Below are 13,664 nucleotides of genomic sequence, written 5' to 3'. Positions count from 1 at the left end.
AGTCGCGTGTGACGGCTTAGAAGCGGAAGACCGACGCGCCCCAGGTGAAGCCGCCGCCGACGCCTTCGATCAGCACGTGCTGGCCACGCTGGATGCGACCGTCGCGCACCGCGGTGTCGAGCGCGAGCGGGATCGATGCGGCCGACGTGTTGCCGTGCTGGTCGACCGTCACGACCATGCGCTCCTGCGGCAGGCCGAGCTTGCGGCAGGTGCTGGTCATGATGCGGATGTTGGCCTGGTGCGGAATCAGCCAGTCGATCTGCTCGGGCGCGAGATTCGCCTTCGCGAGCGCCTCGATCGCGACCTTCTCGAGCACGTTGACCGCGAGCTTGAACACGGCCTGCCCGTCCATGTACAGGAACGCGCTGCCTTCGATCACGCCGCGGTTGACGTGGCCGGGCACGCAGAGAATGTCCGCGTAGCTGCCGTCCGCGTGCAGCGCGCTGCCGAGCACGCCCGGCTCTTCCGACGCGGACAGGATCACCGCGCCCGCACCGTCGCCGAACAGCACGCAGGTCGTGCGGTCCTTGAAGTCGAGAATGCGCGAAAACGTCTCCGCACCCACCACGAGCGCGGTGCGGTGCTGGCCGCTGCGGATGAAGCTGTCGGCCGTCGCCATCGCGTACGCGAAGCCCGAACACACGGCCTGCACGTCGAATGCCGCGCCGCCGTTCTTGATGCCGAGCTTGTTCTGCAGCAGGCACGCGGTGCTCGGGAACACGAAATCGGGGGTCGAAGTCGCGACGATGATCAGGTCGATCGACTGCGGATCGATGCCGGCGGCCTCGATCGCCCGACGCGACGCCTCGAGCGCGAGGTCGCTGGTCGTGACGTCCGGTGCGGCGAAATGGCGCGCATGGATACCCGTGCGCGCAACGATCCATTCATCGCTGGTCTCGATGCCTTCCTTCGCGAGGCGATCGGTCAACTGCTGGTTCGTGACGCGGTCAGGCGGCAGGTAGCTGCCCGTGCCGAGCACGCGGGAATAGAGAGTCGATTGGGCCATTTATGCTTTAGAGGATTGCGCAGCGGAAGGTTCGGCGTGATGGCCTGCGGCGGGGCTTGCATGGCCCGCGCCGCCCGCGTTGTGTTCGCCGTCGCCGAGCGACACCGAATTATCCGCCATCGCACGCGTGAGGCGCTCCAGCACGCCGTTTTTGACGGCATCATACCCGCGTTTGATTGCCCACTCAAACGCGTAGGCATCGGCCGAACCATGGCTCTTGATCACGAGGCTCTTCAGCCCCAGCAGCGCCGCGCCGTTGTACTGGCGGTGATCGACGCGCTTCTTGAAACGCATCAGGACGGGCAGCGCGAGCAGCGCCATCAGCTTCGACATCAGCGAACGGCCGAACTCCTCGCGGATGATGTCCGACAGCATCTGCGCGAGCCCCTCGGACGTCTTCAGCGCGACGTTGCCGACGAAGCCGTCGCACACGATCACGTCGACCGTGCCCTTGTAGATGTCGTTGCCTTCGACGTTGCCGCGGAAATTGAGCGTGCTGGCGCGCAGCAGTTCGCCTGCGCGCTTGATCGTCTCGTTGCCCTTGATCATCTCTTCGCCGATGTTCAAGAGGCCGATCGTCGGACGCTCCTTGCCCTCCAGCGCCGCCACGAGCGCGTGCCCCATTTCCGCGAACTGCAGCAGGTGCTGCGGTTCGCAGTCGACGTTCGCGCCGAGGTCCAGCATCATCGTGTAGCCGGACGGGTTCGGCAGCGCGAACGCGATCGCGGGCCGCTCGATGCCGGGCAGCGTCTTGAGTACGTAACGGGAAACGGCCATCAGCGCGCCGGTATTGCCGGCGGAGATGCAGGCCTGCGCCGCGCCTTCCTTGACGTGGTTGAGTGCGACGCGCATCGAAGAATCCTTCTTCTTGCGCAGCGCCACTTCGACAGGGTCGTCCATCGCCACGACTTCGGTGGCGGGAACGATGGTCAGCGCGGGATCGTCGAGGGCTTTCAGCTTCTTGAGCTGGGCGCGGATCGCGCTTTCGATGCCGACGAGCATCAGGTGCGCATCGGGATGCGCGCGGACGAACTTGACTGCCGCGGGAACGGTCACGGACGGGCCGTGGTCGCCTCCCATGCAATCGATTGTGAGCTTTACGGTCATGGAATGCGACGAATTTCAGGCACAAAAAAGCGGCAGTTGAATGCCGCCTTTTTGTCGAGCCAGGAAAGTGTCAAGCGAACCAGTTGTCACGCGAACGGCAAACGTAGCGCGCAACGCGTGACTTGACGCTTAGTCGTTCTTCGTCTTGACGACTTTCTTGCCGCGGTAGTAGCCGTTCGGGCTGACGTGGTGACGCAGGTGCACTTCACCCGTGCTCGGCTCGACTGCCAGCGGCGCTGCCGTCAGGAAATCGTGCGAACGATGCATGCCGCGCTTCGACGGCGACTTCTTGTTTTGCTGGACTGCCATGACTAACTCCTAAATAATTTTCCGGATTCTAACACAGCCCGATCCGGCGCTTAACTACCCTGGCCCAAAGCCTTTACGCCTTCCCGCGCCACAACTGCTTAGTGTTTCTTGGTGCCGTCACCACCCTTCTTCAGCGCTTCCAGCGCCGCGAACGGATTCGGCCGTTTGCCTTCGTCCCCGGCTTCGTCGGACTCCTCGTCCGTCTCTTCCGCGGGACCGCTCGCACCCGACACGAGGCTTTCGTGAACTGCCGGGCAAACCTCGTGCTTGGGCACGAGCGGCAACGAAAGCAGCAACTCCTCTTCGATCAAGTCGACGAGATCGAACTGGCGTGAGCCCACGATCACATCGGCTTCATCGTCGTCGAGCGGAAATTCTTCAGCTTCTTCTTCGGTCGCGACGACCCGGTACGTCATGTCGACGTCGAACGTCTGGTCGTACGGGGTCATGCAGCGCTGGCACGTGAGCCACGCATGACCGTGCACCGCGAGGCGCAGATACGGCTGCTGCCCGTCGGCGCCGTCGTCCTGCAACTCCTTCTGGGTGAACCCTTCCGCCTGCCATGTGAAGACCGTGTCGCGATCTGGCGCGTCCGCGGGCACTTCGTTTAACATGCGCGGCAGCTGCGAGAGGCGCACCGCGCCTGCTGCCTGCCGCCCGCTGCGGGCGAACTCGAACAGGTCGACTGCATGCGGATCAAGTGGTGCCGCAGCAGGTTTGCCGGAAGAAGTGTTCATGTGCGCTCCTGCCTACAGGCTGACTTGCGGATCCGGCTTGGCGCCGCTCGCGTACGGGTGACCGTACTTTACTTCCGAAGACCCGGCAGGCGCCACAACGGAAGCCTGCCGACGAAAAGCGGAAAAGCATACCTGTTTTACCTTTTGCAGTCAATCACTTAAGCTTGCGTCCGCGCAACGCCGCGCCACACCCGACGACTCACCGATCCAACCGACCATGCCGGATACCGTTTGCCGCCCGCCGCGGCTGATTCTCGCCTCCAGTTCACGCTACCGCCGCGCACTCCTCGAGCGCCTCGGCACCCCCTTCGACGTCGTGTCGCCCGACCTCGACGAAACCCCGCACGACGGCGAAACGCCTGCCGCGACCGCACTGCGCCTCGCGGGCGCGAAAGCGCGCGCCGTCGCCGCGACGATCGACGCGCCGGACGGCGTGCTCGTGATCGGGTCCGACCAGGTCGCGACCTTCGACGGGCTCCAGATCGGCAAGCCCGGCACGCATGAGCGCGCGCTCGCGCAACTCGTGTCGATGCAGGGCCGCGAAGTCGAATTCCACAGTGCGCTCTGCCTGTATGACAGCCGCACGGGCGAAGCGCAGGTCGAGGATGTCGTCACGCGCGTGCGTTTCCGCTCGCTGCCCGAGGCCGAACTCGACGCGTACCTGCGCGCGGAAACGCCGTACGACGTCGCCGGCAGCGCCAAGTCGGAAGGGCTCGGCATCGCGCTGCTCGACGCGATCGACTCGAACGACCCGACGGCACTCGTCGGCCTGCCGCTGATCGCGCTCACGCGGATGCTGCGCGCCGCCGAATATCCGCTGTTTGCAACAACCACCCGGGGAGACCGCTCATGACGGCCGGCACGCTCTATCTCGTTCCGAACACGCTCGGCGAAGGCGACGAATCGATGCTCGCGGCCGTCCTGCCCGCGGCCGTGCAGGCACGCGCCGGCACGCTCGGCTATTACATCGGCGAGAACGCGAAGACGACGCGCGCGTTCCTGAAGAAGATCGGCACGACGCGCCCGATCCAGGAAATCGAGATCAGCGAACTGAACGTCAATACGCCGGCCGGCCAGATCGACCGGCTGCTCGCGCCCGTGCTGGCCGGTGCGGACGCCGGCCTCGTATCCGAAGCCGGCTGCCCGGCCGTCGCCGATCCCGGCGCCTTGCTGGTGCGCCGCGCACACGAGCGCGGCGTGAAGGTCGTGCCGCTCGTCGGGCCGAGCTCGATCCTGCTCGCGCTGATGGCATCGGGCATGAACGGCCAGAGCTTCGCGTTCAACGGCTACCTGCCGGTCGACGCGGCCGCGCGCGCAAAACGCCTGCGCGAACTCGAGCAGTTGTCACGCAAGGCCCGCCAGACGCAGATCTTCATCGAAACGCCGTACCGGAATCACGCGATGCTCGACACGCTCGTCGCGACCTGCGCACCGTCGACGCAGATCTGCGTCGCGGCCGACCTGACCCTCGCGACCGAGACGATCGCCAGCCGCACCGTGGCGGACTGGAAAAAGGCGCCTGCGCCGAATCTGCACAAGCGCCCTGCGATCTTCCTGCTGCTGGCGAACTGACGGCGGAACCCGCGCCGGGTCTCGCCCGGCGCAAGAACCGCCGCTAGCGCAGGCTGAGCTGCGCGCCCGAGGCCAGCGCCTTCATCGCGGCGCTGCCGACGGCCGCGCCGAACTTGCGCGCGACGCGGTTCGTCAGGCTTTCCTTCACCGTATAGTCGACGAGATCGGGCGCCTTCAGCACGTCGCGCGCGACCGTGTCGGTCGTGCCGAAGCCGTCGGCGAGCCCGAGCTCGACGCTCTTCTCGCCGGTCCAGAACAGGCCCGAGAACATGTCGGGCGTCTCGTGCAACCGCTTGCCGCGGCCATCCTTCACCGCCTTGATGAACTGCGCGTGCACCTGGTCGAGCAGCGCCTGCGCGTGCGCGTCCATCTTCGGCGTGTCCGGCGAGAACGGGTCGTAGAAGCCCTTGTTTTCGCCCGACGTATGCAGGCGCCGCTCGACGCCGAGCTTGCCCATCAGGCCGGTAAAGCCGAACCCGTCCATCAGCACGCCGATCGACCCGACGATGCTCGCCTTGTCGACGAAGATCTTGTCGGCCGCGGCCGCGATGTAATAGCCGCCCGATGCACACATGTCGGTCACGACGACGTACAGCGGCTTGTCCGGATGCTTCGCGCGCAACCGCCGGATCTCGTCGTAGACCATCCCGGCCTGCACCGGGCTGCCGCCCGGGCTGTTGATCCGCAGCACGACGCCGGCCGTGCCGTCGTCGTCGAACGCGGCGTCGAGCGCCGTGTTGATGTCGTCGGCGTTCGCGTTGACGCCGGCCGCGATCTCGCCGTCGATCGTCACGAGCGCCGTATGCCGCCCGCTCGACGAGAACTTCGAATCGCTCGAGAAATCGATCAGCGCGAACGCGAGCAGCACGAACACGCCGAGGAATGCGAAGCGGAAGAAGATCTTCCAGCGCCGTGCCGCGCGCTGCTCCTTGACGGCCGCGAGCGCGATCCGCTCGAGCGCCGCGCGCTCCCAGTTCGGTTCACGGCTGTCGGGACGGGAGGAGGAATCCGGGGAATTCGGTTGGTCGGCCATGCGGTGTTGTCGTCAGTCGGTCGTGGCGGAAACGGCGGGACGCAGGTCGGCGTCGGGCACCCAGAATACCGCACGCCCGTCGGCCGTGTCGCGCTCGTCGACCTCGACCGGCCGCAGCCGGCCGCCGCGGCACGGGCCGCCGACGCACTTGCCGGTGTTCGGCTCGTAGATCGCGCCATGCGTCGCGCACATCAGGTAGAGGCCCGACGATTCGAAGAACTGGCCCTCGGCCCAGTCGAGCTCCATCGGCACATGCGCGCAGCGGTTCAGGTAACCGTATGCGCGCCCCTCGTAGCGCACGAAGAACACGACGGCCTGCTCGCCGCGCAGCGTCGCGTCGACGCGCACGCCGGCACCGCCGTCGGCCAGGGCATCCGATGCGCACACGCGCATCGCGTCCGGCGCCGTGCTCATGCGTGCTCCCGCAACCACGCGGCCAGCGCCGCGACGTCCGGCGCAACGAAGCGCGGCGTGAGCGCAGCCAGCGCATCGGCCGTGTGCGCGCCGTATGCGACACCGACGCCGGCCGCCCCGGCACTCGCGGCCATCTGCAGGTCGTGCGTCGTGTCGCCGATCATCACGGTGCGGGAAAGATCCTGCCCCAGTTCCCGGGACAGCTCATGCAGCATCGCCGGATGGGGTTTCGAGAAAGTCTCGTCCGCGCAGCGCGTCGCATCGAACAGGCTCGTCAGCTTCGACTGGTCGAGCACGCGATTCAACCCGACCCGGCCCTTGCCGGTTGCAACGGCGAGCAGATAACCGGTGTCGCGCAGCTCGGCGAGCAGTTCGCGCACGCCGGCGAACAGCTCGATGCGCTGGTCGTCGAGCAGATAGTGATAGCGGTAGCGCTCGGCGAGCCGCGAATAGTCGGACGGATCGAGGGTCGGAGCGGTAATCTGCAGCGCGTCGCGCAGGCCGAGGCCGATCACGTAGCGCGACGCCTCGTCGGACGGCGTGGGCAGGCCGAGATCGCGGCATGCGGCCTGGATGCTGTGCGCGATGTGCGCAGTCGAATCCATCAGCGTGCCGTCCCAGTCGAAGACGATCAGGTCAAATTGCTGTCGAGCCATGCGGTTCAGGTTCAGGTTCAGGCGGTATCGCGCAATGCGCTGAGTTGGTCGAGGAAGCGCCGGCACTCGTCCGGCAGCGGCGCATCGAACTGCAGCGCCTCGCCGGTCAGCGGGTGGGCGAGCCGCAGCCGGTGCGCATGCAGGAACATCCGTTTCAACGAAGGCTGCGCATTCGCGCGCGCCAGCGCCTTGTTCAGTGCGAAATCGCCATACTTGGCGTCGCCGGCGATCGGCAAGCCGAGATGCGCGAGGTGCACCCGGATCTGATGGGTCCGCCCCGTTTTGAGTTCCGCTTCGACGAGCGCGTAGCCCGGCCAGCGGTCGACGAGGTTGAACACCGTATGCGACGGCAGCCCGTCGTCCTGCACGCGCACGCGGCGCTCCCCTTCCGGGGTCGAGTACTTGAACAGCGGCGCCTTCACCGCGCGACGGCGCCCCCAGTCGGGCTGCCATTCGCCGTGCGCGCACGCGAAGTAGCGCTTGTCCATCCGGTTCTCGCGAATCTGCTCGTGCAGGCCCACCAGCGCCGTGCGCTTCTTCGCGAGCATCAGGATCCCGGACGTCTCGCGGTCGAGCCGGTGCACGAGTTCGAGGAACTTCGCGCGCGGGCGCGCCTGGCGCATCTGCTCGATCACACCGAACGCGACGCCGCTGCCGCCGTGAACCGCGACCCCCGCCGGCTTGTCGATGACGAGCATCGCGTCGTCCTCGTACAGCACGTGGAAATTCGCGGGCGGCACGATGGGCGTGTCGGCGCGTGCGAGGTCCGCCGCGGCCATCCGCACCGGCGGCACCCGCACGATATCGCCGTGCGCGAGCCGATACTGCGCGTCGATCCGGCCCTTGTTCACACGCACTTCGCCACTGCGCAGGATCCGGTAAATATGGCTTTTGGGCACGCCTTTACAGACGCGCAACAGGAAGTTGTCGATCCGCTGACCGGCCGAGTTTTCGTCGATCTCGATCATCGATACCTGGCCGCTTGCGACCGAATTCTGGGATATTTTGCCTAACTCATTCATACTGAATATAATTTTGCCCAGCCTGACGTTGTGGGTGGCCTGACCGGCCGGCCCCGACCGAATCGGGCAAGGCGCAAGCGCAAACCGCTATTTTACTTGCGCCGGGGGTCCGCTGCTCGCCCCTAATCAAAGAGATGCAGCAAGTTGCACGCACGGCGCCGCTCGCCGGCAAGGATCGCGCCCACAGGCGGATTCGGTCGGCAAGGCGCCGCGGTAACGGAAAGTTGGTTGAAAAGAATTTGATCGGCAGCCAGGCGGCGCGAAGTGCGTCCGCAAGCTGCCGGTTGCGAAAATTACGGCGTTGCGCCCGATTTGGTCCCGCGAAGCGTGCGGGACTTGGCGACGTCAAACCAGGGAAGTACACCCCAAGCGGGAAAGTCGGGCTGGATTCGATACTCCCCGCTGCGGCCCAAGCCGCAGCATCTGCCGCCCGTCGGCGCGCGCGACGCATTGCGCGCGCCCGTGGCAATGCCCGGACTCAGGCTTAGCGCGCTTGTGCAGCGTGCGGTGTGTGAACGCCGTGCTTTGAAGCCGTATTCGCAGGTGCCCTACGGCCGCCGGCCCCGTCTTTCGGGGCCCAAGCGCCTCTTCAGGCAATTCTCCCCGCCATCGTTCCCGCTCCAGCGTGCTTGTGACAACACAACAAGGTGCGGCCTGCCGTCGTTCCCGCCCTCGCGACTGACAACCGCGAGGCGCCGGCAGCGGAGCCGCCTGGAGTCGTTCATGAAACGCATGCTGTTCAATGCGACGCAGCAGGAGGAGCTGCGCGTCGCCATCGTCGACGGGCAGAAGCTCATCGACATCGACATCGAGACGGCCGGGCGCGAACAGCGCAAAGGCAATATCTACAAAGGTGTCATCACCCGTATCGAGCCGTCGCTCGAAGCGTGCTTCGTCAATTACGGCGAAGACCGCCACGGGTTCCTGCCGTTCAAGGAAGTCGCCCGCCAGTACTTCAAGGAAGGCATCGACATGCGCTCCGCGCGCATCCAGGATGCGCTGCGCGAAGGCCAGGAGCTGATCGTCCAGGTCGAGAAGGAAGAGCGCGGCAACAAGGGCGCCGCCCTCACCACCTTCATCTCGCTCGCCGGCCGCTACCTGGTGCTGATGCCGAACAACCCGCGCGGCGGCGGCGTGTCGCGCCGGATCGAAGGCGACGAGCGCCAGGAACTGCGCGAAACGATGGCGCAACTGCAGATTCCGGACGGCATGAGCATGATCGCCCGTACCGCGGGCATCGGCCGCAGCGCCGAGGAACTGCAGTGGGACCTGAACTACCTGCTGCAACTGTGGCGCGCGATCGAAGCGGCGTCGCAAAGCGGCAACCCCGGCCAGCCGATGCTGATCTACCTGGAATCGAGCCTCGTGATCCGCGCGATCCGGGACTATTTCCAGCCCGATATCGGCGAAATCCTGATCGATACGAACGAGATCCACGATCAGGCCCGCGCATTCATGGATATCGTGATGCCGGACAACGTCGCGAAGGTGAAGCGCTACCACGACGACGTGCCGCTGTTCTCCCGCTTCCAGATCGAGCACCAGATCGAAACCGCGTACTCGCGTACGGTGCCGCTGCCGTCGGGCGGCGCGATCGTGATCGACCACACCGAAGCGCTCGTCGCGATCGACGTGAACTCGGCGCGCGCGACCAAGGGCGCGGACATCGAGGAAACGGCAACCCGCACGAACCTCGAAGCGGCCGACGAAGTCGCCCGCCAGCTGCGCCTGCGCGACCTCGGCGGCCTGATCGTGATCGATTTCATCGACATGGAATCGGCGAAGAGCCAGCGCGAAGTCGAGCAGCGCCTGAAAGACGCGCTCAAGCATGACCGCGCGCGCGTCCAGATGGGCAAGATCTCCCGCTTCGGCCTGATGGAACTGTCGCGCCAGCGCCTGCGTCCGGCCCTGTCGGAAGGCAGCCACGTGACCTGCCCGCGCTGTAACGGCACCGGCCACATCCGCGATACCGAATCGTCCGCGCTGCAGGTCCTGCGGATCATTCAGGAAGAAGCGATGAAGGAAAACACCGCGGCGATCCACTGCCAGGTGCCGGTCGAGGTGACCGCCTTCCTGCTCAACGAAAAGCGTCAGGAAATCAACAAGATCGAGTCGCGCTTCAAGGTCGGCATCGTGCTGATCCCGAACAAGCACCTCGATACGCCGCACTACAAGCTCGAGCGCCTGCGCCACGACGACGCACGTCTCGACGATCCGCGCGCATCCTGGAAGATGGCCGAGGAAGCGGCCCGCGAACTGGAGTCGGAAACCGGCTACAGCAAGCGCGCGGCGGAAGTGAAGCCGAAGCAGGAAGCCGCGGTCAAGGGCATCACGCCCGAGCGTCCGGCGCCGAGCCCGGCACCGCAGCGTCCGGCCGAGCCGACGCCCGCGCCCGTCCCGGCCGCCGCTGCAAGCGGCGGTTTCATCGGCTGGCTGAAGGGCCTGTTCGGCATGCAGCCGGCGCCCGCGCCCGCCCCGGCTCCGGCCCCCGTGAAAGAGCAGGCCGCCCGCCCGGCGCGCGAGCGCACCGAGAAGTCCGAGCAACGCGGCGAACGTGGCGGCGATCGCAACCGCAACCGTCGCGGCGGCGCCCAGCAGGCACAAGGCGGCCGCGACCAGGCCGCGGCAGGCCGTGGCCAGTCGCAACGCCAGGAACGCGAAGGCAAGGAAGTGCGTGAAGCACGCGAGCCGCGTGAAGGTCGTGAAGGTCGTGAAGGTCGTGAAGGTCGTGAAGGTCGCGAGATCCGCGAAGGCCGTGAGGGTCGCGAAGGTCGCGAGGGCCGTGGCCAACGCGAGCCGCGTGAAGCGCGCGAGGGCCGCGAAACCCGCGAACCGCGTGAGAACCGCGAACCGCTCGAGCGTGCCGAGCAGCCGGAAGGCGTCGAAGCAGCCGGCCGTGGCGAACGCCAGGAACGTCGCGAGCGCGGCGAGCGCCGCAAGCCGACCCAGCATGCGGCTACGCTCGAAACGGTCAACCGTGGCGAAACGCATCCGGAACCGGAAGCCGGCAAGGCCGCTGCCCTGCCGGGCGCCGAGGTGACGGCCGACGCGGAAGCCGGCGCGCGTGATGGCGAGGAACGTCGCCGTCGCCGTCGCGGCCGCCGCGGCGGTCGTCGCGAGCGCGAGGAAGACGGCGCGGTCGTCGACCACGCAGCGGAAGGCGCTGAAGGCGAAGCCGCTGTCGCACCGGCAGCGGAGCCCGTGGCGCATGCAGCACCGGTCGCCGAAGCGCCGCACGCGGCAGCACCGGCAGTCGCGGCGGCTGTCGCGGCAGCCGGCGCCGTCGTTGCGGAAGCGGCCGCGCACGCAGAGCCGGCCGCTGCCGACATGCAGCCGGAACCGGCTCGCGTCGAGCCCGCACCGGCGGTCACCGCGGTCGAACCCGCCGTCGCGGCGCAACCGGTTGAAACCGCTGCGCCGGTCGCTGCGGCCGAAGCCGGCCCCGCCCCGGTCGCAGTCTCGCCGAACGATGCGCTGGAAGTGCCGGAAGCGCCTGCGGCCGTCGCAGCGCCGCAACCTGCACCGGTCGCCGAAGTCGCCCCGGTCGCGATGGTCGAAACCGCCCCGGCGGTGGCAGCCGAGCCGGTTCGCGTCGAAGCGGCGCCGGTCGAGGCTGCCGTGGCCGCCCCGGTCGTCGAGCAAGCGCAACCGGCTGCCGCGGCGCCCGCCTCGGCCAGCCTGGAGTCGGTGCTGACGCAAGCCGGGCTCGTCTGGGTGAACACGGACGCCGACAAGTTCGCCGCTGCGCAGGAAGCCGCGTCGCGACTCCCGCGTCCGGCTCGCGTGCCGCGCGAACGCAAGGCACTGCCGCCGGTCGATTCGGCCCCGATGCAGCAGGTCGAAACGACGCATCACTGATCGCGTCCGCCGTCACGAAAAAGCCCGCTTCGGCGGGCTTTTTCACGTCCGCGCCGAGGGTTTTCCGCCCGCAGCCCGCCCCGGCGCTTGCGGCTAAAATAGAGGTCTGGTTCGCACTTCTTTCAACATGTCCCGACGCATCATTCCCCTCGCCGACGTCAGCGGGATGCCGGACGTCTCCGGCGTCGCGCACGCCCCGGACGGCACGCTGGCCGACACGCTCGCCAGGCCGCTGCGCGACCTGCGCATTTCGGTGACGGATCGCTGCAACTTCCGCTGCGTGTATTGCATGCCGCGCGCCGTCTTCGACAAGGACTACCCGTTCCTGCCGCACAGCGCGCTGCTCACGCACGAGGAAATCGAACGCGTGGCGCGACTCTTTGTCGCACACGGCGTCGAAAAGATCCGCATCACGGGCGGCGAGCCGCTGCTGCGCAAGAATCTCGAATTCCTGATCGAGCGCCTCGCCCGCCTGACCACGCATGACGGCCGCCCGCTCGACCTGACGCTCACGACCAATGGTTCGCTGCTCGCACGCAAGGCGCGCGCGCTGAAGGACGCCGGGCTCACGCGCGTGACGGTCAGCCTCGACGCGCTCGACGACACGCTGTTCAAGCGCATGAACGATGCCGAGTTCGCGAGCGCCGACGTGCTCGACGGCATCTTCGCGGCCCAGGCCGCGGGCCTCGCGCCGCTCAAGGTCAACATGGTCGTGAAGCGCGGCACCAACGACAGCGAGATCCTGCCGATGGCGGAGCGTTTCCGCGGCACGGGCGTGATCCTGCGCTTCATCGAATACATGGACGTCGGCACGTCGAACGGCTGGAACATGACCGAGGTGCTGCCGTCGGCGGACGTCATCGCGCGCATCGCCGAACACTTCCCGCTCGTACCGCTCGAGCCGCACACGGCGGCGGAAACCGCGCAGCGCTGGGGCTATGCGGACGGCAGCGGCGAGATCGGCGTGATTTCGAGCGTCACGCAGGCCTTCTGCGGCGACTGCACGCGCGCGCGGCTGTCGACCGAAGGCAAGCTGTACCTGTGCCTGTTCGCGTCGACGGGCCACGACCTGCGTGCACTCGTGCGCGGCGGCGCGAGCGACGCCGAGATCGCGACCGCGATCGCCCGCATCTGGCAGGCCCGCACCGACCGTTATTCGCAGCTGCGCGGCAGCGCCATGGCCGACACGGCGGCCGAGCGCGCGGGCAAGCGTGTCGAAATGTCGTATATCGGCGGCTGACGCGCGATGGCCGCTGCCCCGCTCCCGTCGATCGCCGGCCTGCTGCTCGCGGGCGGGCGTGCCACGCGCATGGACGGCGTCGACAAGGGCCTGCAGTTGCTCGACGGCACGCCGCTCGCGCTGCACGTGCTGCGCCGTCTCTCGCCACAGGTCGACGAAACGCTGATCAGCGCGAATCGCCATCCGGAGCACTATGCGGAACTGGGCGCGCCGTTCGGCGCGCGCGTGGTGCCCGATGCGACGCACGACTTCCCTGGCCCGCTCGCGGGCCTGCTCGCCGGCATGCGGGCGGCACGCGCACCGCTCGTCGCGTGCTCGCCATGCGATACGCCCTACCTGCCCACCGACCTCGTCGCACGGCTGCACGCGGCGCTCGACGCGCAGCAGGCCGACGTCGCCATGGCCGTGACGGTCGACGCGCAGCAGGCGCGCTCGCCGCAACCGACGTTCGCGCTGCTGCGCACGTCGCTGGCCGACGATCTCGCCGCCCGGCTCGCGGCCGGCGACCGCAAGGTGCGTGCGTGGTACGCACGCCACAAGACGGTCGAAGTCGAGTTTCGCGACGAGCGTGCGTTTTACAATGCCAACTCCTGGCAGGAACTCGCCGCGCTGGCCCGCCGCTGACGGCGCCGGCCCGGTTCCCGCGCGCCGCCCGCCGCCTGCGACCCCGCGCAATCGCGCCGCCGTCGTCCAACCGGCTACGAACCCCG

The 13,664-nt window shown here is 67.6% G+C and carries 13 protein-coding genes; 5 read left to right on the top strand and 8 right to left on the bottom strand.

The features are described from left to right. Window positions 1–16: 16 nt before the first annotated feature. The 4 genes from WT26_RS08935 to WT26_RS08920 form a co-directional block, all read right to left on the bottom strand. Complete coding sequence (locus WT26_RS08935) at window positions 17–1,006, bottom strand: beta-ketoacyl-ACP synthase III (RefSeq protein WP_069272650.1); 990 nt, start codon at window positions 1,004–1,006, stop codon at window positions 17–19. After that, a complete protein-coding gene (gene plsX / locus WT26_RS08930; protein ID WP_059527597.1) occupies window positions 1,007–2,113 on the bottom strand; it encodes a phosphate acyltransferase PlsX in 1,107 nt (368 codons plus the stop codon). Window positions 2,114–2,242: 129 nt separating this feature from the next. Then, complete coding sequence (rpmF, locus tag WT26_RS08925; protein ID WP_006051932.1) at window positions 2,243–2,422, bottom strand: 50S ribosomal protein L32; 180 nt, start codon at window positions 2,420–2,422, stop codon at window positions 2,243–2,245. A gap of 98 nt (window positions 2,423–2,520) precedes the next feature. Further along, on the bottom strand, window positions 2,521–3,159 hold the full coding sequence (locus WT26_RS08920; protein WP_059486572.1) for a DUF177 domain-containing protein: 639 nt from the start codon (window positions 3,157–3,159) through the stop codon (window positions 2,521–2,523). A gap of 217 nt (window positions 3,160–3,376) precedes the next feature. On the opposite strand from WT26_RS08920, the gene WT26_RS08915 reads away from it, so the two are divergent. Further along, a complete protein-coding gene (locus WT26_RS08915; RefSeq protein ID WP_069272649.1) occupies window positions 3,377–4,012 on the top strand; it encodes a Maf-like protein in 636 nt (211 codons plus the stop codon). Then, a complete protein-coding gene (locus WT26_RS08910) occupies window positions 4,009–4,731 on the top strand; it encodes an SAM-dependent methyltransferase (protein ID WP_069272648.1) in 723 nt (240 codons plus the stop codon). Before WT26_RS08915 ends, WT26_RS08910 begins: the two co-directional genes overlap by 4 nt. Before the next feature lie 43 nt (window positions 4,732–4,774). Here WT26_RS08910 and WT26_RS08905 read toward each other — a convergent pair whose 3' ends face one another. The 4 genes from WT26_RS08905 to WT26_RS08890 are packed head-to-tail and all read right to left on the bottom strand — an operon-like array spanning window position 4,775 to window position 7,856. Beyond that, window positions 4,775–5,764: a S49 family peptidase gene (locus WT26_RS08905; RefSeq protein ID WP_069272647.1), complete on the bottom strand. Its 990-nt coding sequence runs from the start codon at window positions 5,762–5,764 to the stop codon at window positions 4,775–4,777. Between the two features lie 12 nt (window positions 5,765–5,776). Then, window positions 5,777–6,178, bottom strand: a complete 402-nt coding sequence (locus WT26_RS08900; protein ID WP_059667059.1) for a Rieske (2Fe-2S) protein — start codon at window positions 6,176–6,178, stop codon at window positions 5,777–5,779. Beyond that, window positions 6,175–6,834 carry an HAD-IA family hydrolase gene (locus WT26_RS08895; protein ID WP_059527610.1) on the bottom strand — a complete coding sequence of 220 codons (660 nt, stop codon included), beginning with the start codon at window positions 6,832–6,834 and terminating at the stop codon, window positions 6,175–6,177. Before WT26_RS08895 ends, WT26_RS08900 begins: the two co-directional genes overlap by 4 nt. Before the next feature lie 17 nt (window positions 6,835–6,851). Next, on the bottom strand, window positions 6,852–7,856 hold the full coding sequence (locus WT26_RS08890; protein ID WP_069272646.1) for an RluA family pseudouridine synthase: 1,005 nt from the start codon (window positions 7,854–7,856) through the stop codon (window positions 6,852–6,854). A gap of 723 nt (window positions 7,857–8,579) precedes the next feature. On the opposite strand from WT26_RS08890, the gene WT26_RS08885 reads away from it, so the two are divergent. The 3 genes from WT26_RS08885 (at window position 8,580) to mobA (ending at window position 13,578) form a co-directional block, all read left to right on the top strand. Then, window positions 8,580–11,714 carry an Rne/Rng family ribonuclease gene (locus WT26_RS08885; protein WP_069272645.1) on the top strand — a complete coding sequence of 1,045 codons (3,135 nt, stop codon included), beginning with the start codon at window positions 8,580–8,582 and terminating at the stop codon, window positions 11,712–11,714. Window positions 11,715–11,841: 127 nt separating this feature from the next. Then, entirely contained in the window at window positions 11,842–12,954 is a 1,113-nt protein-coding gene (gene moaA, locus WT26_RS08880) for a GTP 3',8-cyclase MoaA (protein ID WP_069272644.1), read from the top strand. Window positions 12,955–12,960: 6 nt separating this feature from the next. Then, window positions 12,961–13,578 carry a molybdenum cofactor guanylyltransferase MobA gene (gene mobA / locus WT26_RS08875; RefSeq protein ID WP_069272643.1) on the top strand — a complete coding sequence of 206 codons (618 nt, stop codon included), beginning with the start codon at window positions 12,961–12,963 and terminating at the stop codon, window positions 13,576–13,578. The last annotated feature ends 86 nt before the right edge of the window (window positions 13,579–13,664 follow it).

Origin of the sequence: Burkholderia cepacia (assembly GCF_001718835.1) — a bacterium.
GTDB lineage: Bacteria > Pseudomonadota > Gammaproteobacteria > Burkholderiales > Burkholderiaceae > Burkholderia > Burkholderia cepacia_F.
Note: the sequence above shows the minus strand (reverse complement) of the source record. Positions and strands in the feature narration are given on the sequence as shown.